We start from the raw sequence: 19,852 nt of genomic DNA, 5'->3' as shown, positions 1-19,852 counted from the left end.
GACCGCTCCTGATGCGGTGACTGCCAGGCCTGTCGTCTACCCGGCGCTCAGCCCGTCCGGGGAGGCAGAGGGCTTCACGCGCGGCCACGCCGCCGGCTACGCGGCGGGCCTCCGGCGCGCCGAGGCCGAGCTCGCGGCGCGCCGCGAGCAGCTCGATGCCCAGCACGCCGAGGAACTCGAGCGCAGCCGGGTTCAGCTCCGCGGGGCCCTCGCGGTCCTCGACGAAGCCGCCCGCGCGCTCGCCGGGCGCACCGCGCCCGTCCTCGAGGAGGCGGACGCCCAGCTCTCCGCCGCGGCCCTCGCGCTCGCCGAGGCCGTCATCGGCCGCGAGCTCTCGGACGCCCCCACCGCGGCGCGGGCCGCGCTCGAGCGGGCGCTCTCCGCGCCCGACGCCGACGCGGTCGTCGCCGTGCGGCTCCATCCCGCGGACCTCGCGCTGCTCGAAGCCGCGGCTGGTCCCCTCCCGGGCCCGGCCGCCGTCGTCCTCGTGCCGGACCCAGCCCTGGGGCGCGGGGATGCCGTAAGTGTCTACCCCGATGGCGAGCTTGACGCTCGGATCGGGACCGCGCTGGCCCGCGCCGCGGCGGAGCTTGCGGGGGAGGGCGCATGAGGGGTTTGGCCGCCGCTCTCGATGCTGCCGCCCCCGAGCGCGCCGGGGTGGTCACCGCGGTCCTGGGGCTCGGGCTCGAAGTCGACGGGCTCGCGTCCGCCGTCGGAGACCTCGTGGCCGTGACGAACGACGACGGCGCCGTCACCGAGGCGGAGGTCGTCGCCTCGGCGCGGGGCGTCCTCACGTGCATGCCGCTGGGGCGGCTGGCCGGGATCCGTGCGGGCAATGCGGTGCGCGCCCGGCGCGGGGGGGCTCCGCGTCCCGACCGGCGCCGGGCTGTTCGGCCGAGTCGTCGACGGGCTGGGGCGCCCGATCGATGGCCGCGGACCGATTGCAGCCGCTGAGCGGGTGCCGCTCGACCACGACGTGCCGCCCGCGATGAACCGCGCCCGCATCGACACGCCCCTGCAGACCGGAGTTCGCGCCCTCGACACCCTCACGACCGTGGGCCGCGGCCAGCGCCTCGGCCTGTTCGCAGGTTCGGGTGTGGGGAAGTCCTCGCTCCTGTCCATGGTCGCCCGAGGGACCGAGGCTGAGGTCTCCGTGATCGCGCTCGTGGGCGAGCGCGGCCGCGAGGTCCGGGAGTTCCTCGACGACGATCTGGGCCCCGAGGGCCTAGCCCGCTCGATTGTCGTGGTCTCGACCTCGGACGAGCCCGCGCTCATGCGCCTCCGCGCGGCGTTCACCGCGACGCGGATCGCAGAGTCGTTCCGCGACCGCGGCGCCCACGTGCTGCTCATGATGGATTCCCTCACGCGTGTGGCCATGGCCCAGCGCGAGATCGGGCTCTCGGCAGGCGAGCCGCCCGCCACGCGCGGCTACCCGCCGTCGACCTTTGCCCTGCTCGCGCGGCTCCTCGAGCGCGCGGGGACCGCGGAAGCCGGCTCCGTGACGGGCATCTACACCGTCCTCGTCGACGGCGACGACCACAACGAGCCGGTCGCCGATGCTGCCCGCTCGATCCTCGACGGTCACGTGGTCCTCGACAGGAAGCTCGCGGTCATGGGCCACTACCCGCCGATCGACGTGCTCGGCTCCGTCTCGCGCGTCGCATCGAAGGTCAATCCGCGCGAGCGCACCGAGTGGGCCGCCAGCCTGCGACGCGTGCTCGCGGCTCGGAAGGCCGCCCAAGACCTCATCGATGTGGGGGCGTACCAGCGCGGCAGCAATCCGCTCGTGGACGCGGCCCTCGACCACCGTGGCGAGATCGACGCGTTCCTCTCCCAGCACCTCGACGACCAGACGCCGCTCGACGTCGCGTGGGCCCAGCTCGCGCGGCTCACCACGATTCTCGGAGGTGCCCGATGAGCCGCCAGTTCCCCCTCGCCGGCCTGCTCCGGCTGCGCCAGCTCGAGCAGGACCAGGCCGCCGCGCGCTTCGGTGCCGTGAATGCGCGTTTCCGCGCGCTCGCGGGCCGTGAGGAGGCCGCACGCGAGCAGGCCGACGGCATCACGTCCGAGGTCGACAGCTCCGCCGCGCTCCGGGCCGTGGCCGCCGCGCGTGCCTCGTCGATGAGCATGCTCGCCGACCTGCGCGCGCTCAGCGAGCTCGCCGCATCCGAGCGTGAGGATGCCCAGGTCGAGTTCGCCGCCGCCCGCGCCCGGACGATCGGCCTCGAGAAGCTCGAGGCCCGGCACTCCGAGGCCGTCGCGGCGGCCGAGCTCGCCGCGGAGCAGGGCGTCCTCGACGAGCTGGGCACCGCGGCGGGCGGGGCCTCCCGGCGCCCCCAGACCGTGGGGCAGCAGGCCGGGCAGCAAGCCAGCGTGCAGCAGGCCAGCGTGCAGCAGGCCAGCGGGTCGCGGGCGGTGGGCCCGTGAGCATCACCGACGCCATGGGGCGGGTCCAGGAGATCCAGTCCACGCTGACCCGGTTCGATCCGTCGGGCGGACTGCGCGCCGCGTCGGCGGTGGCCGGGGCATCGGAACCCGGCTCCGCTGCGCGGGCGAGCGCTACGGCCAGAGCGGGCCTGTTCGGTCAGATGCTCGCGACGACCGCCGCCAGCGATCCGGCCGGCATCGGCTCGCCCGACAGCCCGTCCGGCACACCGACTGGCGGGCAGATCGCCGCGGACGCGCAGAAGTATGTGGGCGTGCCCTACGTGTGGGGCGGCACGGATCCCAGCACAGGACTGGACTGCTCGGGGTTCGTCCAGCGGGTCTACCAGGACCTGGGGGTCTCGCTCCCGCGCGTCGTCCGTGATCAGATGACGCAGGGGACGCCCGTTGCCTCGCTCGCCGACGCGAAGCCGGGGGACCTGCTCGTGAGCTTCGGCGGCGAGCATGTGGCCATCTACCTCGGCGATGGCAAGGCCATCGACGCGCCCGAGCCGGGAAAGACCGTCCAGGTCCGAGACGCGTGGGAGAAGTACGGCCATCTCACGGGGATCCGACGGATCGTGCCGGAGGCGACCGCCTCGGGCGCCGGGCTCGCTTCGCCTGCCGGGACCGCGCCGCTCGACGCGACGCAGCTCGGCTACGCCCGCGCGATTGTCGGGGAGGTCCGGGCCCGCGGCCTTCCGGACCAGGCGGCCGTTGACGCGATCTCCACCGCGCTCCAGGAGTCCTCGCTGCGCATGTACTGGAACCCGAAGGTCTCGGGCTCGCAGGCGCTCACCCCGGACCGGTCGGCCGTGGGCACCGACGGGTATTCCGTGGGCCTCTTCCAGCAGCAGGTCAACGGGAGCCAGTTCTCGTGGGGCACTGCGGCGGACGCCATGAACCCCGTGAAGTCGACCGACATGTTCCTCAACCGGCTCACCGCCATCCCCGCCTGGCAGAGCCTGTCCGTCTCCTCCGCCGACCAAGCGGTCCAAGGCTCCGCACACCCCGACGCGTACGCGAAGTGGGAGCCCAAGGCTCGCCAGATCGTCGCCGCGCTCTCGCAAGGCGGGTCGGCGTGAGCGGGGCGCTCGCGGGGGCGGCCTCCGGGTCCGCGATGTCCGGCGCCGCGTCGTCGAGTTCTGGGCGTGCTGGAGGGGCGGCGGACGCGTCCGCCGGGGTCGGGCTGTTCGCGGCGGCGCTTGCAGCGCTGCAGCCCGGGCGAGGGGCGCAGGCCGGGGCGCGTGAGAACGACGGCGACGCCCCTGCAGCGCCGACGGCGCCGTCCTCGCCTTCCCGGCTCGCGCAGGCTGGCCAGGCCGAGCTCTTGGCCCGGGCCAACGACGGCGGGGTTCGCCGTGCGGGCTCCAAGCCCGGCGACGCAGGCGGGCAGGATTCGGTGACGGCCGGGTCTCAGGGCGCAGGGATCGCGGTCGACGGGACCGGGGCCGCCGCGACGTTCGCCGCTCTCGCGGCCTCGGGAGCGGGTCTTCTTCCGGGGGCGATTTCTCCTGCGGCGTCCGCTGCGGCCACGGGCGATGCGCTGCCCGAGCCGCCCCTTCGGGCGGGCGCGATGCCGTCCGCCCCCTCGACTCTCGGGAGCCCGCCGCTGGGGGGTGGGCTCCCGGGTGCTGTCTCCGCGCAGCCCGTGGCTGCGGCGTTCGGGGCCGCGGTGCAGGGCTCGGCGGTGCAGACTTCGAGTGTGCCGAATGGGGCTGGGCCGAACGGGGCAATGCAGAATGTCGCCGGGCCGAACCGGGCTGCGCGCCGCACGGGCACGCCAGACTCAGCCGCGCCGGACCCAGGTGCGCCGGGCTCAGCCGTGGCGGGAGTCGCGGAAGGTGCGCGGTCGCCGTCGTACGCCGTGGCCGGATCGCCTTCCCTGCCCTCGCCGGCGTTCGGGCCGGAGGCCGGCACCAGGCCGGTCGGCGCGCGGCCCGGCCATGCGCTGGGCGAGGCGACCGGGGTGCCCGGTTCGGCGGGGACGGCCGCGGCCGCCGCCGTCGTCCGTTCCGAGCTGGCCGCTCCCGGGCAGGCCTCCATGGCGCAGCCGTCGGCCGCGCAGCCCGCCACCGGGCCCACGCCCGCGCCGCCGGGATTCGCCGCGCAATTCGCGCGCCCGCTCGCGGGCCTCGCCACCTTGGCGCCGGGGGAACACGTCCTGACGCTCCGGGTGACGCCGGAGAACCTCGGGCCCGTGACGGTTCAGGCGCACATCGGCGCGGACGGCGTGCGGTTGGAGCTCTTTGCGCCGTCGGACGCGGGGCGCGCCGCCGTGCAGGCGGTGCTTCCGGACCTCCGGCGGGACCTCGCCGGCACCGGGCTGGGGGCAACTTTGGACCTCTCAGGCCGCAGCGCCCCGCAGTCCCACGGCGGGCGGGGCGACGGCGGAGACCCCAGCGGTCGGTCCGACGGCGGCCGGTCCGACCGGGGCCGCGACGGCGCCCGCTCGGCCCGCACGCCGCGCGTCGACGGCGCGCGGCCTTCCCGCGCGGCCCCGCCCGCCCGGTCCGGCATCGACACAAGCCTCGACATCCTCGCCTAGGAGCCCAGAACTATGACAATTGGTCCCGTCAGCAGCCCGGTCGGTGGGACGGCCGCGAGCAGTCCCGTCGGCACGACGAGCCTGACCTCCGCGACACCCACGCGCGCACCCCAGCAGACCATGGACTCGAGCGTCTTCATGGACCTGCTCGTCACGCAGCTCAAGAACCAGGACCCGAGCTCGCCCATGGACACGAACGCGATGATCAGCCAGACCACGCAGCTGGCCATGATGGAGAAGCTCACACAGCTCGCGTCGGACACAACCTCCGGGCTCAGCGTCCAGCAGCGCTCCGCCGCGGCCGCGCTCATCGGCAAGGCCGTCACCTATCTCGCCGCCGACGGCACCGCCGCCAGCGGCACCGCGAGCTCCGTCGCCTACAACGGCACGACGCCGACCGTCACCGTAGGCGGCGCCTCCGTCCCGCTCAATTCGATCACCGGAATCACCGGCTGACCCTCCGAACCCCACAACCCGAAAGGCAGTGCCATGCTCCGCTCGCTCTATTCAGGCATCTCCGGCCTGCGCGCCCACCAGACCATGCTCGACGTCACGGGCAACAACATCGCCAACGTCAACACGGTGGGCTTCAAGGGGTCGTCGACCGAGTTCGAGGACACGCTCTCGCAGCTGACCCAGGGCGCCTCCGGACCGCAGGCCACAACGGGCGGGACAAACCCGGCCCAGATCGGTCTCGGGGTCAAGGTCGCGGCCGTCACCACGAACTTCAACCAGGGTTCGGCACAGTCCACGGGCAAGGCCACGGACATGATGATCTCCGGCGACGGCTTCTTCATCACGAGCCGCGGCGGGCAGCAGCTCTACACCCGCGCGGGCTCCTTCGGGTTCGACGCCTCCGGGCGGCTCGTAGCGCCCGACGGCGGCCTCCTCCAAGGCTGGACCGCGGACGCTGCGGGGGTCATCAACACGGGCTCGCCGGTTGGGAACATCACGCTTTCGCCGACGGCGACGATCGCCGCCGTCGCAACGACCACGGCGACGGTCGACGGCAACCTGCCCTCGGACGCAGCCTCGGGGACCGCGCTCGAGCGGGATCTGCGCGTCTTCGACGCCAACGGCGTGCCGCGCAACCTCGCGCTCACGTTCACCCGCTCGTCGTCCGGCTGGGACGTCTCCGCCGCCGACGCCAACGGGGCCGCGGGCGCGGGTTCGCTCACGTTCACGAACGGGAAGCTCGCGTCCGGGGGCTCGCTCGCGGTGGGCGGGATCACCGTGGACCTCGGCACGGTCACGGGCTACGCAGGCATGACGACCGTCGCGGCCACGGGTCAGAACGGCTCCGCCGCCGGAACGCTCGAATCCTTCACCCTCGGCGGCGACGGCTCGCTCGTGGGGGCGTTCAGCAACGGCCTCAAGCAGACCGTGGGCCGGATCGCCCTCGCGAAGTTCACGAACCCCGCGGGCCTCGAGAAGACCGGCGACTCCGACTACACGACCACGGCGAACTCGGGCACCCCTCAGATCGGGCAGGCTGGGGACCCCGGATTCGGCTCGCTTGCGGGCGGGGCCTTGGAGATGTCGAACGTGGACCTCTCGCAGGAGTTCACAAACCTCATCGTCGCGCAGCGCGGCTTCCAGGCGAACGCGCGCATCATCACGACGTCAGACCAGGTGCTGCAGGAGCTGGTGGATCTGAAGCACTAGTTCTTGGGGAAGCGCTGTCTCCGGCGGGGCATTTGTTCTTTTGGTCAGGTGAGGTGGTCGAAGTCTCCGCGCATCCAGTGGATCTGCCGCTGAGCGGAACGCTGCACCTTGAGATCGGCGTCTTCCGTGATGGCGATTCCGAAGTTCGACCAGAGCTGCTGGTAGCGCAAGCTGGACATGGCGCGCGCGATTCTCTCGACAACCGTGCCGGAGAGCGGGATGCGGTTGGGGTAGCTGCGCAGGAAGCTCACGGTCTCGCGATCGCTGTTCACCATGACTGTGTCGCCGGCCAGGACAACGCCGTCGCCGCCCGCACCGGCGGACCAGTGGGCGATCGCGCTTCCCGGGAAGTGCCCGCCGAGCGTGTGCAGGCTCAGGCCGTCGGTCAAGGCGAGGGTGCCCGACCACTCCTTCAATGCCGGGTCGCGGCGCTGGACCCAGGCGCCGTCGGCCGCGTTCACCAGCACCGGCGGGTTCCCCAGGGCGCGGGACCAGGCCACTTGCGCGCCGTACATATGCGGGTGGCTTGCGACGATCGCCAGGATCGGACCCAGGGAGCGGATGAAGTCCGCCGTCTCAGCGTCGACGAAGCCCGTGGGATCCCACAGGAGCACGCCAGCGGGCGTGCGCACGACCTGCATCGTCTGGCCTATGCCGACGTGCTGGGCGGTGACGCCCCACTGGTCCGGGCCGAGTTCGGTGATGCTGACCTCGGCCCGCGCGGCCCACTCCGCCTGGGTGATCCAGGCCTGGCCGGTGGCGGGGACATACTGCCGCTCGTCGGCGCAGATGGGACACAGCTCGGGCAGCGCGTGGCGTTCGGTCCCGAATTCGACTCCGCACGTGGCGCAGCTGATGGTCTCCGGTTCGGTCGGAATGGCGGGCATGGCGGTTCCCTTCGGCAGGCGGCTGCGGCTGCTGGCTGGGGCCATTCTTCCGGACAACGCGCACGGGTGGGGCGGATCGCCGAAGCGGCTCCCCGCCGTCGTCCGATAGAAGGACGACGGCGGCACTCGCCCGCGCCGTCGGCCTCGGCTTGATTGCCCCCCCGGCGTCCGCGACCTCTGGCCATCTGCCGCGCGGCTGCCTACGGTCGTGGTGGAAGCCGATTCGAAGGCCTCCGGGAGCGGCCCGGGGTCGACGGCGACGAAGGGAGGACTGCGATGTCGAGTGCGAGCGGGCCCGAGGAAGTCGATGTGGAGGGCCTCGAGGAACAGGGCGGGTACGGCAGCCCGACCGTCGAGCAGGAGACCGCGCCGCCCCAAAAGGACCCCGGCCAGCAGGGCGAGGTCTCAGATGCTGAGGGCGACGAGACCCCGGCGGATGAGTCCGACGCCGGATAGGCGCGGTTCTGCGCGTGCCGCGGGGTAGCGGGCGGTTGCTCTGCCGGGCCGGCAGGGGTCAGCTCACGGCATCTCTGCCCACCGGCGCGACGGGCGCAGAACGACGGCGGCGCCCCCTGATGTCAGGTGGCGCCGCCGTCGTTCGACTTCTGGGTTACATGCCCGGCATCGACAGGCACTCGAAGACCTCGAGCGTGCCAACCATGGTGTGCGGGTGGCCTTCGAGAATCGAGTCCAAGGCCTCACGCGAGTCGGCCTGAAGGATCGAGTAGCCGCTGACTGACTGATCGGGGCCGGAGAGCGGGGAGCCACCGTCGATGACAGCCTCGCCAGCCTTGCCGAACCAATCCGTCCAAGCCTTCATGCCTTCCTGGGCCTGCTCGGGGGTGACGTTTGCCATCTGGTCGACAGCACTGACGTCCGAACGGTAGAGAACGAGGAACTTGGCCATCTGATTGCTCCTTGCCTAGTGAGTTGATTCTGCTGGGAGTTAGGCCTGAGCCTTGACCCAGGCCCGGTCGGCGCGAGCGGCGCTTCCCGGGATGATCTGGAAGAGCGTTTTCGGCACGATGCCGAGGAAACCATAAGTAGCGCCGTTTGCGGTCACCGTGTAATTCGGGTTTGCGTCGGGTGCCTTCGCGGCAGCGCCCACGGAAACCGCAAACGCGCACTTGCCGTCGAACGCCATCTGCTTGCCGGTCATCTGATCCTCATCTCGTCGTGCTGTTGCGAAAGGTCGGCCGCGCAGCAGCTCTCGAAGGACCGATCCCACCGAATACGTTAGCAGTGACTAACGCATTATGCAAGCGCGCGCCCCGGGCCCTGTCGCGGGGGCGCACGTTTCCTGCCGGGGCGCACGTTTCCTGGTGTTGAGAGGTGCGCCCCCGCAGTTTTCATGCGCTCTCGCGGCTCGGTTGTCGCGTGGTCTCGGCGAGATGCCGAGATTGCGTACTTTGGGCTCCGCACAGAGTGGCGCCTCTGGACTCAATCACGTACTCGCCACTCGTGTCCCGAGCAAAAAATGGGGCGAAGCTTGATCGCGTCGGCAGTTCCGGGATGGGGAGGTCTGGTGGGCGAGCACAGCATCATGGACGGCACATCGGTACCGGTGCAGGAGACTAGCCATGAAGGCTGATGCTGCGTTTCGGGCGGAGCTGATGAAGAGAATTCGGACGCAAGAAGCCGGGTCTGTAGTCCTGAACACAATCATTCCGAATGTTGAAGCCGAGATCGACGCGCTGTTCGCGGTCGTTCACAGCCCCAGCGGGAGCCTCATCGAGGGTCAATGCTCCAGCTGCGGGCAGATATGGCCTTGCGGTGTATTCCGGAGCACCGCGGCGAAATACCACATGACGCCGTTCGGCTGACTGCGGGTCCTGGTGGGACTCGAATTATGCCGGCCCTTCGGTGAAGGGTGAGGCCTTTGGTTGATGAGGAGGCAGCGGCCGCCGTGCGCCTGAGCGTGAGCTGCGCCCGTCACGGCGGCCGCGCCTGCCCTCATCAGTGCTAACTAGCTGCGGCGCGTACGGCGCATGCCTGCGAAGAACGCGAGGCCTGCGAGCAGCAGGCCACCCATGAGGAGCAGCGCCCAGAAATGCGGAGTGCTGTTGCCCTGCTTCTCGGCCGCCGTCTGGATGTTCAGGCCGCGACTGGTGTTCTGGATGCCGCTAGCCTGAACGCCGACGCTCGACGCCGATGCGCCGCTCGCAGCGGTAGCAGCGCTGTTGCCCGCGACGTCAGAACCGGAGGTGCTGTCGGTCGAGCCACCCATTCCTGCCATTCCTGCCGTGCCGGTCACGTCAGTGGCGCCGCCGATGCCTGCACTCGTGGCGGGGTTGAGCTGGACGCTGACCTCCGGAGCGGGAACCGTGCCGGCGCCAGGGAGACCCGGGGTCACTGGCGAGCCCGCGACTGGCGAGCCCGAAATGGACGCGCTGGTCGTCGGGTTGAGTGCTGCGAGAGTGCTGACCGTGGCGGTGGCCGGGACGGCCGGGGCCGTGACGGTGGCCAGCGGGGAGCCGGTGTTCGTGCCGGCGACCGGACCGGCGACCGGGCTGGCGGTGGTGCCGGTGGTGGTGCCGCCCGGGTTGAGTGTGGCGGTGTTGGCGACGGTGGCTGTTGCCGGGACGGCCGGGGCCGTGACGGTGGCCAGCGGGGCGCCGGTGGTGGTGCCGGTGACCGGGGTGGTGATCGTGCCGGTGGTGGTGCCGCCCGGGTTGAGCGCGGCGGTGTCGGCGACGTTGGCTGTTGCCGGGACGGCCGGGGCCGTGACGGTGGCCAGCGGGGCGCCGGTGGTGGTGCCGGTGACCGGGGTGGCGGTCGTGCCGGTGGTGGTGCCGCCCGGGTTGAGCGCGGCGGTGTCGGCGACGTTGGCTGTTGCCGGGACGGCCGGGGCCGTGACGGTGGCCAGCGGAGCGCCGGTGGTCGTGCCGGTGACCGGGCTGAGGGCCGGGGTCGTGCTGGTGCCGCCCGGGTTGAGCGTGGCGGTGTCGGCGACGGTGGCGGTTGCCGGGACGGCCGGGGCCGTGACGGTGGCCAGCGGAGCGCCGGTGGTCGTGCCGGTGACCGGGCTGAGGGCCGGGGTCGTGCTCGTGCCGGTGGTGGTGCCGCCCGGGTTGAGTGTGGCGGTGTCGGCGACGGTGGCTGTGGCCGGGACGGCCGGGGCCGTGACGGTGGCCAGCGGGGCGCCGGTGGTGGTGCCGGTGACCGGGGTGGTGACCGGGCTGGCGGTGGCGCCGGTTGTGATGCCGGTGCTCGTGCCGGGTGTTGTGCCCGGGTTGAGTGCGGCGGTGTTGGCGACAGTGGCGGTTGCCGGGACGGCCGGGGCCGTGACGGTGGCCAGCGGAGTGCCGGTGGTGGTGCCGGTGACCGGGGTAGTGACCGGGCCGGCGGTCGTGCCGGTGCTCGTGCCGGTGGTGGTACCGCCCGGGTTGAGCGTGGCCGTGTCGGCGACGGTGGCGGTTGCCGGGACGGCCGGGGCCGTGACGGTGGCCAGCGGAGCCCCGGTGTTCGTGCCGGTGACCGGGGTGGTGACCGGGGTGGTGACCGGAGTGGTGATCGGGCTGGTGGTCGTGCCGGTGCTCGTGCCGGTTGTGGTGCCGCCCGGGTTGAGCGTGGCGGTGTCGGCGACGGTGGCGGTTGCCGGGACGGCCGGGGCCGTGACGGTGGCCACGGGAGGGGTGGCGGCTGAGGCGGCTACCTCACCGAGGCCCATAAGGCCTCCGGCGATGGCTGCGCCAAGCAGTACGCGTCGGGCAAAGGTATTCACAATGTCTTCTCCTGGCTTGACAGTGAGCGCGTCAGTGGGCGCGCGGGACGGGGGCGTGTCCGCCGTGAAGGCAGACCTTGCCCCTGTCAGTCAGGAGTTGAGCCCGGATCGAACGCGGGGGAGGACTGAACGTGTTCGTTCGAGGGCCGAAGAAGGCCGGTCACCTCGAGCGCGGGGACAAAGAGGAATCCTGCGGCGAGGGCCGCGTGGCTGCCCGCGGCGCCGGTGGGGCCAGAGTCCCCGCCTAGGCCGACACCGCTCGGCTGCGGAGCGGGCAGCGGCGCGGGGGCAGGGTTACCGGTCGGAGTCGCGGGCGTGCCGACTGGAGGTGCGTTGTGGGCGACGGCGGTCGCTGACGACGTCGCCGCCAGAGCCGACCAGGGCGTGACCTCTGCCGAAGTCGCAGCGCTCGCAGACGACGGCGCCGCCGCGCCGGTCGCGGGCACCGCAGCATCTTCCGGGGCAGAGGCAGGGGCCTGGGCGGACGAGGTCGAAGGCGCCACAGCAGGTGCCGAGGTGCCGAGCGAGTCGCCCAGTGCCGAAACGGCTCCTCCCGCGCTCGAAGCGGTCGCGTTCACGACGGGGGCGGCGGGCGCAAGGGGACCCGTCAGTATGGGTGCCACGACGGCCGGAGCCGATTCGACGACGCCGGAGAGCGCCGTCGTCGTCTGCTGGACCGCGGTGCCGGCCGTGCCAGCCACCTGGGGCACGGCCGGGTGGACGCCAGAGGCGGCCCTGCTGACCGGCGCGGTGATCGTGGCCGCGGCCGCCGAAGCTCGTGGCGTGACATCGGAGACCGTCGCCTTGATCGGGGCCGCCACGGGTGCCGCGACGGAGGAAGAAATGGAAGTGAGGGGGTCTGTGCCCGAACCAGTCGACGGGGTGCCGAAGTGGTCGCTCGAGGCAGAGGCGGCAGTGCCGGAGAGCAGCAGCCATGCGAGGCCGAGGCCCGCGGCGATGAGAGCGCAACGCAAGAAGGCAATGACGCGGAATTGCAAATAACGCATGCTGCCCCCTTCAGCGCCCCCTGCGTTGTGACGCAGAAGTATTCCCCGATTCGAGTGCGGCTAACCACACCCGACTATTCCCCAAACACGATTTATCCTTACCCGGGCCAACTGATCAGCACAAGGCGCGAGGCGCGTCGAATTTCTTTTCGGATCGGAGCAGCGGCTGGCGAAAGTGCAGACCGCGTCTCTTCTGAGCAGGGCCGCGGCCCGTCAAACTCGGTCCGTTAAACGCGGCACCGGCCCTCGAATTCATCGTCGAATTCGGGGGCCGGCGCCAGCTGTTTGAACGGCCTTCTGGGCAGCCGCCCGTGGTCTGCGTGCGTCGGGAGGCGTCAGCCGCCCCACACATCGCCGGCGGAGAGCCGGGCGATCTGGGCGCGTGCCTGCTGCTCGCTCAATCCAGCCTTCATGAGCGACGCGAGCAGGCGTTCCTGCCCGGTGACGGTTTCGTAGTCGGCGGGGCGGTGTCGGCGTTCTGAATCCACAGTTCTCCTCTCGGCGGGTCCACGGCGCTCAGACTCGATCGGCCGGAGCCGTGAAAAGTGGGTAGGAACTAGCCTCGCGAAAACGGGAGCTTGTCCACAGGGCCCAAAGTCCCTTGACGGGATCCGTCGGGCGCGCGATGGCCGTGTGGGTCCTTCCGTTGGAAGGCTAGGGGCGGCTAACCGGTGCTCGCGACGCGCGCGGCGAGGGTCGCCTCGATGCCCGCGGGGGAGAGGATGTGCTGGGAGACGAGCTGGCTCGCTCCCATCACGGCGGCGCGTTCGCCGGCGCGAGAGAGGACGATGCGCAGATTGGTCGTGGCGAGTGGCGGCGAGCGGTGGTAGACGACCTCGCGCACGCCGGCCATGACGTGCTCGCCCGCGGCGGCCATTGAGCCACCGATCACGATGACGCTCGGGTTGAGAAGGTTGACGCACGTTGCGAGGACCTCGCCGATGTCGCGCCCTGCCTGGCGGAGCGCCTGGATTGCCGGGAGGCTGCCATGGGCGGCGAGTCCCACGACGTCTCCGCCGCTCTCCGCTGGCACGCCGTGGGCGGCCAGTCCGCGGGCGACGGCGGGGCCTGAGGCGAGCGCCTCGAGGCACCCTACGTTTCCGCACCGGCAGACGATCCCGTCGCCGCGCGCCACCCGCACGTGCCCGAGGTCGCCGGCTGTTCCGTCAGCCCCGCGTTGAAGCTGACCGCTGCTGATGATGCCCGAGCCGATACCGGTTGCGACCTTGATGAACAGGAGGTCGTCGACGCCGGGCCAGAAGCCGGCGCGCTCGCCGAGCGCCATGATGTTCACGTCGTTGTCCACGAGCACGGGCACAGGGAGGGCGCGCTGTACGAAGCCGACCACGTCGAAGCCGTCCCATCCGGGCATGATCGGCGGCTTCACGGGGCGTCCTGTGGCGTGCTCGACGGGGCCCGGAAGCCCGATGCCCACCCCGGCGAGGAGCGTTTCTGGCCGATGGACGTCGCCGAGGAGACGCTTGCCGGACTCGAGGACGTAGCCGAGCACGGCCTCGGGGCCGGAGGCGACCGGGAGCGCCGTGCGCTCTTCAGCGAGCACGTCGCCGTTGAGGTCGGTGAGCGCCACACGCACATGGCTCGCGCCGACGTCGACTGCCAGGACCGTGCGCGCCTGGGCGTGGAAGGCAAAGCGCGACGGCGGGCGGCCGCCGCTCGAGAGGGCCTCGCCCACCGAGACTACGAGCCCGGAGCTCAGAAGCTGGTCGACCTTGCCCGCGACGGTGGACCGTGCGAGTCCCGTGGTCATGGCGAGTTCGGCGCGCGTCCAGGGCTTTCCGTCGCGCAGGAGTTGGAAGAGATCGCCGGCGCGGTAGACCGCGGCGGCGGAGGCCTGCTCGCCGGGGGCGGTCTCAACGAGCGTGCGTGGCCCGTTGCGTCGGTCGTCAGCCATGCAGCATAGTGTCGCACAGGGGCTTCCGCAATTCCACAAACCAAAAGCACGACGGGCACTTTTCAACTTTTGCTTGCGTGCCGTCAAAAGTCCTTCTACGCTGCCAAGTGAAGCAGCTCACAGGCGTTGAGGCCATTCACCCTAGCCGACTGCCTAGCTTGAGGCTCGCTACCGACCCGATATCTACCGAGAGGACACTGGTTCCCATGGCCTATTCCGTCCAGCTCTACACCGTCCGGGAAGCCATCGAGGCCGACCTGCCGGGCGCGGTCCGGCGGCTCGCCGAGATCGGCTTCACCCAGGTCGAGCCCTACAAGTTCGCCGAGCGTGCCGTGGAGTTCGCGGCGGCGTTTGCCGAGAACGGCCTCACCGCCCCGACCGGACACGCGCCGCTGCTGTCCTCGGACCAGGACGAGATCTTCGCCGCCGCGAAGCGCCTGGGCATCGGCACGGTGATCGATCCGTACCTCCCGGCCGAGCACTGGCAGGACGCCGAGACGATCCGAGACACGGCCGCCCGCCTCAACGCGGCCGCGAAGAAGGGGGCCGAGTACGGCATCCGCGTGGGCTACCACAACCACAACTGGGAGCTCGAGTCGAAGGTCGAGGGCACCACGGCGCTCGAGTACTTCGCGTCGCTCCTCGACCCCGAGCTGATCCTCGAAGTCGACACCTACTGGGCCGCCCAGGGGGGCGTGGATCCCGTCGCGCTGCTCGAGCGGCTCGGCGAGCGGGTTGTGGCCATCCACATCAAGGACGGTCCCCTGAACGGGGACCGCTTCGCCCAGGTCCCCGCGGGCCAGGGCGAGGTCGACGTGTGGGGCGTGATCGGTGCCGCGAAGCACCTCGAGGTCGGGGTCGTGGAGTTCGACGAGTACGCCGGTGACATCTTCGAGGGCGTCGCGGAGTCGCTGCGCTACCTTGAAGCTGGCGCTCCCGCCGCGGCGAACTCTGGGGCTTCCGCGTGAGCCGCGGACCGGTGGGCGTCGCCATCATCGGCGCGGGCGTCATCAGCAAGCAGTACCTCGACAACCTCACGAAGTTCCCGGACGTCAAGGTCCACGTGATCGCGGATCTGTTCCCGGCGGCTGCCAAGGCCCGCGCCGAAGAGTACGGGATCGCCGAGCACGGCGCCCCGGAGCTCGCGCTCAATCACCCGGACGTCGACATCGTGGTGAACCTGACCATCCCCGCGGCACATGTCGAGGTCGCCACCGCCGCGGTGCGCGCGGGCAAGCACGTGTGGAGCGAGAAGCCCTTTTCGCTCGACCGCGAGAGCGGGCTCGGGCTGCTCAAAGAAGCGGACGACGCCGGCCTGCGGCTTGGGTGCGCCCCGGACACCTTCCTGGGAGCGGGCCTGCAGACGGCGCGACGGGTGATCGAGCGCGGCGACATCGGCGTGCCGCTCACGGCCCAGACGGTGTTCCAGAACCCGGGCCCCGAGTCGTGGCACCCGAACCCCGCGTTCCTGTTCCAGCGCGGCGCCGGCCCGCTGTTCGACATGGGTCCGTACTACCTCACGGCCCTCGTGCAGACCTTCGGCAGCATCCGTCGGGTCGCGGCGCTCGGCTCGAAGGCCAAGGCGACTCGCGTGATCGGGTCGGGGCCGAAGGCCGGCGAGGAGTTCGAGGTCGAGGTGCCCACGCATGTGAGCGCCTTGGCGGAGTTCGAGTCTGGTGCCTCCTCGCACAGCGTCTTCAGCTTCGAGTCCCCGCGCTCTCGCGTGGGCTTCGTCGAGATCACCGGGTCCGAGGCCACGCTCTCCCTCCCCGACCCGAACTACTTCGACGGCGATCTCGAGATCTGCAAGGCCGGCGAGCACGAGTGGACCAAGGTTCCGACGACCGGCCCGGCGAACGGGCGGGGCATGGGCGTGCTGGACATGGCCCGCTCGATCCGTGCCGGCGAACTCCACCGCGCCACGGGTCAGCTCGCCTACCACGTGCTCGACACCATGGTGTCGATCTCCGAGTCCATCGACTCGGGTGCGTTCACCGACGTCGCCAGCTCGGCGCCGTCGTCCGCTCCGCTCCCCGAAGACTGGGCGCCCGAGGAAGCGACACTCGACGGGGTCCTCACATGAGCGGTTCGGCAGGCGCTCCCGGCGGCCCGCTCGGGGTCGCCGGAATCGGGTATGCCTTCATGGGCAAGGCGCATTCGCAGGCGTGGCGGAACGTGGCCGCTTACTTCGACGTGCCGGCGGTTGAACAGCGCGTGCTCGTGGGCCGGGACGCCGAGCAGGTCGCTGGGGTGGCGGCCCGGTACGGGTGGGCCGAGTCAGCGACGGACTGGCGCGAGGTGATCGCGCGGGACGACATCGACATCGTGGACATCTGTGCCCCGGGGTGGCTGCACGCCGAGATCGCGATCGCGGCCCTCGAGGCGGGCAAGCACGTGCTCGTGGAGAAGCCGCTCGCGAACTCGCTCGCGGAGTCGGAGCGGATGGTCGCCGCGGCGGCCGCCGCGCGCGGTCGCGGGGTCCAGTCGATGGTCGGGTTCAACTACCGCCGGGTGCCGGCCCTCGCGTATGCGTGCCAGCTCATCGCGGACGGGCGGCTGGGCGTGGTCCGGGAGGTCCGCGCGTCGTACCTGCAGGACTGGCTCGCCGACTCCGAATCGCCCATGACGTGGCGGCTGCACAAGGAGACCGCCGGGTCCGGGGCGCTGGGCGACATCGCCTCGCACGCGATCGACCAGGTCCAGTTCCTCCTCGGCGACACGGTCACCGAGGCGTCGGGGCGGCTGCACACGTTCGTGGGGCGCCGGCCCGGCCCGTCGGGGGTCGAGGACGTCACGGTCGACGACGCCGCGTGGGCCACGCTGGTCCTCGCCGGCGGTGCCGTGGCCTCTATAGAGGCCTCCCGGGTCGCGCTCGGCCGGAAGAACTCGCTGCGGATCGAGGTGTACGGGTCCGCGGGGGCGCTCTCGTTCGACCTCGAGCGGCTCAACGAGCTCGAGTTCCTCGACGGCACTGGGCCGGCGGCGGAGCAGGGGTTCCGGCGGATCGTCGTGACAGAGCCCGAGCACCCGTATCTGGAGGCGTGGTGGCCGCAGGGCCATGTGATCGGATGGGAGCACACGTTCACGCACCAGATCCGCGACTTCCTGCTCGCGATCCGCGACGGTGCCGCGCCGTCGCCGTCGTTCGAGGAGGGGCTTCAGGTCCAGCGCGTGCTCGCCGCGATCGAAGAATCCGCCGCCGCCAAGTCCGCCACGGTCCACCTCTAACCGTCTCGGGTACGCCAACTCGCGCCTCTGACCGTCTCGGGTACGCCAACTCGCGCCTCTGACGGTCTCGGGTACGCCAACTCGCGCCTCTGACCGTCTCGGGTACGCCAACTCGCGCCTCTGACCGTCTCGGGTACAGATCATCTGTACCCGAGACGGAGAAGCCACAGCCTCGGGTGCAGAAACACACTCGGCAGATACACACTCGGCAGATACACACAAGGAGAGGAATCCCATGCCCCGCCCGTTCACCCTGTTCACCGGCCAGTGGGCCGACCTGACCCTCGAGGAGGTCGCCCGGCATGCCTCGGAGTGGGGCTACGACGGGCTCGAGATCGCCGTCTCGGGCGAGCATCTGGACGCGTGGCGGTGGGACGACGAGTCGTACATCGCCGAGCGCCTCGGGATCCTGGAGCGCCACGGCCTGAAGCTGTTCGCGATCTCGAACCACCTCAAGGGCCAGGCCGTGTGCGATGACCCGATCGACTTCCGCCACCAGGCGATCGTCGGCTCGCGGGTGTGGGGCGACGGCGAGCCCGAGGGCGTGCGCCAGCGCGCTGCGGAGGAGCTGAAGAACACGGCGCGCCTCGCCAAGGCCCTGGGCGTGAAGACCGTCGTCGGGTTCACCGGATCGAGCATCTGGCAGTACGTGGCCATGTTCCCGCCCGTCCCGGCCGAGGTGATCGAGGCCGGGTATCAGGACTTCGCCGACCGGTGGAACCCGATCCTGGACGTCTTCGACGAGTGCGGGGTCCGCTTCGCCCACGAGGTCCACCCGAGCGAGATCGCCTACGACTACTGGTCCACCCAGCGCGCCCTCGACGCCGTAGGGAACCGGCCGGCGTTCGGCCTGAACTGGGACCCGTCCCACATGATGTGGCAGGGCCTGGACCCGGTCGCGTTCATCACCGATTTCGCGGACCGGATCTACCACGTGGACTGCAAGGACACCCGGATGCGGATGGGCAACGGCCGCGCCGGGATCCTCTCCTCGCACCTTCCCTGGGGCGATCCGCACCGCGGCTGGGACTTCGTCTCCGCCGGCCGCGGGGACGTGCCGTGGGAGGACTGCTTCCGGGCCCTGACCGCGATCGGCTACGACGGGCCGATCTCGGTCGAGTGGGAGGACGCCGGCATGGACCGGCTCCAGGGCGCGCCCGAGGCCCTCGCCGCGCTCAAGAAGTTCGACTTCGCCCCCAGCACCCAGTCCTTCGACGCAGCCTTCAGCAACCAGGGCTGACCACAACACGGACGACGGCGCGCGGCGGCTCACGCTGGGAGCCGCGCTCCGCCGTCGTCCGCTCATGAAAGCGTCCCGACTTTGAGAGGAGCTGCAGTGACCGCGGTCCCTATCCGCCACACGGTCGTCTTCCGGCTTGTCCACGAGCCCGGCTCGGCCGCGGAGTCGGAGTTTCTCCGCTCGGCTGCGGAGACGCTGGCGGCCATCGATGGCGTGGCCGAGTTCGAGGTGAACCGGCAGATCAGTGCGAAGGCCGACCTCGACTGGCAGTTCTCGATGGTCTTCGCCGATCAGTCCGGCTACGACGCCTACAACGCGCATCCCGCGCACGTGGCGTTCGTCGAGTCCCGCTGGAAGACCGAGGTGGCCGCGTTCCAGGAGTACGACTTCACAGCTGGGTAGGGGTCGCCACGTGGGTAAGGGTCGTCACGCAGACCCGTCCGCTCATCAGTGTCTCGGGTACACCAACTCGCTCTTCTAGGCGTCTCGGGTACAGATGATCTGTACCCGAGACGTCTGAGGGTGGGGAGTTTCTGTACCCGAAACGAGGCGAGGGAGCTTCGGGCGCAAGGAGTCTTGTCCTGGCCGTCGCCCTTTCGGCATACTGGCTGGTCCGAGGGGGGGAACATGCGTCTCGCTGGAACCAGGTCGTGGGAATTCCGAGCCGACATCGGGCAGAGCACGCACGCCGCGCTCTATGTCCGGGACTCACTTCGATTGGAGCATTCTGGCAGTGGAGTCCCGCCTGGTCTCATGGGCGACGTGCCCGACCAGTCGGAGCTCCTCGACGCCGCCGAGCGCGCCGCCGTCTCGCGCGAGTGGCTCGAGGCATGGCACGGAATGGCTGACCACCCGCCCGTGGTCCCGACCGTCCGCGCGGACGATGCTCGGATCCGTGCGCTCTACGACGAGGCCCACCTCTGGTTCCAGCCAGTCCGGCGGAACGTGATTCGCGAGAACCCGCAGCTCATCGCGTGGGCCGTCATCCGCGATGCAGTGAAAGACGTGGCGAGCGCTCGGGGTGTACCCACCGGAAGCCTTCGTGGTACCGCCGAGGTGCTTCTGGTGCGAGGGGTCTGGTGGCGCGTGCTGTCGCCGGGATTTGTGCTCGCGTCAGTCGGGGCAGTGAGTGACCCCGCGGCGGCAGGCGACCTCGTTCGTGCGTGCCTCGAGTCGGGGCTCGACGGCACGGCGCCCTAGCGCGAAGTCACCTTCCC

At 71.0% G+C, this 19,852-nt stretch carries 21 protein-coding genes and 1 pseudogene; 15 read left to right on the top strand and 7 right to left on the bottom strand.

What is annotated here, in order from left to right; translation table 11 throughout:
• The first annotated feature begins 16 nt into the window (after nucleotides 1-16).
• From E6A26_RS15150 to E6A26_RS15120, 7 genes and pseudogenes are all read left to right on the top strand, one after another.
• Nucleotides 17-610: a FliH/SctL family protein gene (locus E6A26_RS15150; protein ID WP_168928758.1), complete on the top strand. Its 594-nt coding sequence runs from the start codon at nucleotides 17-19 to the stop codon at nucleotides 608-610.
• Nucleotides 607-1,918 (top strand): annotated as a pseudogene (locus tag E6A26_RS15145) (FliI/YscN family ATPase). Before E6A26_RS15150 ends, E6A26_RS15145 begins: the two are co-directional and overlap by 4 nt.
• Nucleotides 1,915-2,427 (top strand): flagellar export protein FliJ, encoded by a 513-nt coding sequence (locus tag E6A26_RS15140; RefSeq protein ID WP_211129180.1) that lies wholly within the window; start codon nucleotides 1,915-1,917, stop codon nucleotides 2,425-2,427. The pseudogene E6A26_RS15145 and the gene E6A26_RS15140 overlap by 4 nt, the downstream one beginning before the upstream one ends.
• Entirely contained in the window at nucleotides 2,424-3,509 is a 1,086-nt protein-coding gene (locus tag E6A26_RS15135; RefSeq protein ID WP_211129178.1) for a C40 family peptidase, read from the top strand. Before E6A26_RS15140 ends, E6A26_RS15135 begins: the two co-directional genes overlap by 4 nt.
• Nucleotides 3,506-4,972, top strand: coding sequence for a flagellar hook-length control protein FliK (locus tag E6A26_RS15130; RefSeq protein ID WP_136612037.1), 1,467 nt, complete (start codon nucleotides 3,506-3,508; stop codon nucleotides 4,970-4,972). The genes E6A26_RS15135 and E6A26_RS15130 overlap by 4 nt, the downstream gene beginning before the upstream one ends.
• Nucleotides 4,973-4,984: 12 nt before the next feature.
• Entirely contained in the window at nucleotides 4,985-5,428 is a 444-nt protein-coding gene (locus E6A26_RS15125) for a flagellar hook assembly protein FlgD (RefSeq protein ID WP_136612036.1), read from the top strand.
• Nucleotides 5,429-5,461: 33 nt separating this feature from the next.
• Nucleotides 5,462-6,637, top strand: coding sequence for a flagellar hook protein FlgE (locus tag E6A26_RS15120; protein WP_136612035.1), 1,176 nt, complete (start codon nucleotides 5,462-5,464; stop codon nucleotides 6,635-6,637).
• 44 nt (nucleotides 6,638-6,681) lie between these two features.
• Here the strand turns inward: E6A26_RS15120 and E6A26_RS15115 are convergent, their stop codons facing one another.
• Nucleotides 6,682-7,524: an MBL fold metallo-hydrolase gene (locus tag E6A26_RS15115; RefSeq protein ID WP_136612034.1), complete on the bottom strand. Its 843-nt coding sequence runs from the start codon at nucleotides 7,522-7,524 to the stop codon at nucleotides 6,682-6,684.
• Nucleotides 7,525-7,800: 276 nt separating this feature from the next.
• Between E6A26_RS15115 and E6A26_RS15110 the strand changes: the two genes are divergently transcribed.
• Nucleotides 7,801-7,980, top strand: coding sequence for a hypothetical protein (locus E6A26_RS15110; protein WP_136612033.1), 180 nt, complete (start codon nucleotides 7,801-7,803; stop codon nucleotides 7,978-7,980).
• Nucleotides 7,981-8,134: 154 nt separating this feature from the next.
• Here the strand turns inward: E6A26_RS15110 and E6A26_RS15105 are convergent, their stop codons facing one another.
• Entirely contained in the window at nucleotides 8,135-8,431 is a 297-nt protein-coding gene (locus E6A26_RS15105; RefSeq protein WP_136612032.1) for a YciI family protein, read from the bottom strand.
• 39 nt (nucleotides 8,432-8,470) lie between these two features.
• Nucleotides 8,471-8,683 (bottom strand): hypothetical protein, encoded by a 213-nt coding sequence (locus tag E6A26_RS15100; protein WP_136612031.1) that lies wholly within the window; start codon nucleotides 8,681-8,683, stop codon nucleotides 8,471-8,473.
• A gap of 421 nt (nucleotides 8,684-9,104) precedes the next feature.
• Here E6A26_RS15100 and E6A26_RS15095 point away from each other — a divergent pair, with 421 nt between their 5' ends.
• Nucleotides 9,105-9,347, top strand: a complete 243-nt coding sequence (locus E6A26_RS15095; protein ID WP_136612030.1) for a hypothetical protein — start codon at nucleotides 9,105-9,107, stop codon at nucleotides 9,345-9,347.
• Nucleotides 9,348-9,490: 143 nt separating this feature from the next.
• On the opposite strand, the gene E6A26_RS15090 is transcribed toward E6A26_RS15095, so the two are convergent.
• The 4 genes from E6A26_RS15090 to E6A26_RS15080 form a co-directional block, all read right to left on the bottom strand.
• Nucleotides 9,491-11,248 carry a hypothetical protein gene (locus E6A26_RS15090; RefSeq protein ID WP_136612029.1) on the bottom strand — a complete coding sequence of 586 codons (1,758 nt, stop codon included), beginning with the start codon at nucleotides 11,246-11,248 and terminating at the stop codon, nucleotides 9,491-9,493.
• An 86-nt stretch (nucleotides 11,249-11,334) separates the two neighbouring features.
• Nucleotides 11,335-12,255, bottom strand: a complete 921-nt coding sequence (locus tag E6A26_RS15085; protein WP_136612028.1) for a hypothetical protein — start codon at nucleotides 12,253-12,255, stop codon at nucleotides 11,335-11,337.
• 335 nt (nucleotides 12,256-12,590) lie between these two features.
• Nucleotides 12,591-12,743: a hypothetical protein gene (locus tag E6A26_RS17675; protein ID WP_168928757.1), complete on the bottom strand. Its 153-nt coding sequence runs from the start codon at nucleotides 12,741-12,743 to the stop codon at nucleotides 12,591-12,593.
• A 176-nt stretch (nucleotides 12,744-12,919) separates the two neighbouring features.
• Nucleotides 12,920-14,167: an ROK family transcriptional regulator gene (locus E6A26_RS15080; RefSeq protein WP_136612027.1), complete on the bottom strand. Its 1,248-nt coding sequence runs from the start codon at nucleotides 14,165-14,167 to the stop codon at nucleotides 12,920-12,922.
• 206 nt (nucleotides 14,168-14,373) lie between these two features.
• Between E6A26_RS15080 and E6A26_RS15075 the strand changes: the two genes are divergently transcribed.
• The 6 genes from E6A26_RS15075 to E6A26_RS15050 all read left to right on the top strand — a co-directional run bounded on the left by E6A26_RS15075 (nucleotide 14,374) and on the right by E6A26_RS15050 (nucleotide 19,835).
• Nucleotides 14,374-15,135 (top strand): sugar phosphate isomerase/epimerase family protein, encoded by a 762-nt coding sequence (locus E6A26_RS15075; RefSeq protein WP_136612026.1) that lies wholly within the window; start codon nucleotides 14,374-14,376, stop codon nucleotides 15,133-15,135.
• Nucleotides 15,132-16,250 (top strand): Gfo/Idh/MocA family protein, encoded by a 1,119-nt coding sequence (locus E6A26_RS15070; protein WP_136612025.1) that lies wholly within the window; start codon nucleotides 15,132-15,134, stop codon nucleotides 16,248-16,250. Before E6A26_RS15075 ends, E6A26_RS15070 begins: the two co-directional genes overlap by 4 nt.
• Nucleotides 16,247-17,395, top strand: coding sequence for a Gfo/Idh/MocA family protein (locus E6A26_RS15065; RefSeq protein WP_136612024.1), 1,149 nt, complete (start codon nucleotides 16,247-16,249; stop codon nucleotides 17,393-17,395). The genes E6A26_RS15070 and E6A26_RS15065 overlap by 4 nt, the downstream gene beginning before the upstream one ends.
• Nucleotides 17,396-17,630: 235 nt before the next feature.
• The gene (locus E6A26_RS15060) at nucleotides 17,631-18,635 is read left to right on the top strand and encodes a sugar phosphate isomerase/epimerase family protein (protein ID WP_136612023.1); all 1,005 of its coding nucleotides are present in this window, start codon (nucleotides 17,631-17,633) and stop codon (nucleotides 18,633-18,635) included.
• Between the two features lie 96 nt (nucleotides 18,636-18,731).
• Nucleotides 18,732-19,037 carry a Dabb family protein gene (locus E6A26_RS15055; RefSeq protein WP_136612022.1) on the top strand — a complete coding sequence of 102 codons (306 nt, stop codon included), beginning with the start codon at nucleotides 18,732-18,734 and terminating at the stop codon, nucleotides 19,035-19,037.
• Nucleotides 19,038-19,388: 351 nt separating this feature from the next.
• On the top strand, nucleotides 19,389-19,835 hold the full coding sequence (locus tag E6A26_RS15050) for a hypothetical protein (RefSeq protein ID WP_136612021.1): 447 nt from the start codon (nucleotides 19,389-19,391) through the stop codon (nucleotides 19,833-19,835).
• Nucleotides 19,836-19,852 lie beyond the last annotated feature (17 nt).

This window comes from Sinomonas albida (assembly GCF_004919045.1).
GTDB classification, from domain to species: Bacteria; Actinomycetota; Actinomycetes; order Actinomycetales; family Micrococcaceae; genus Sinomonas; species Sinomonas albida.
Note: the sequence above shows the minus strand (reverse complement) of the source record. Positions and strands in the feature narration are given on the sequence as shown.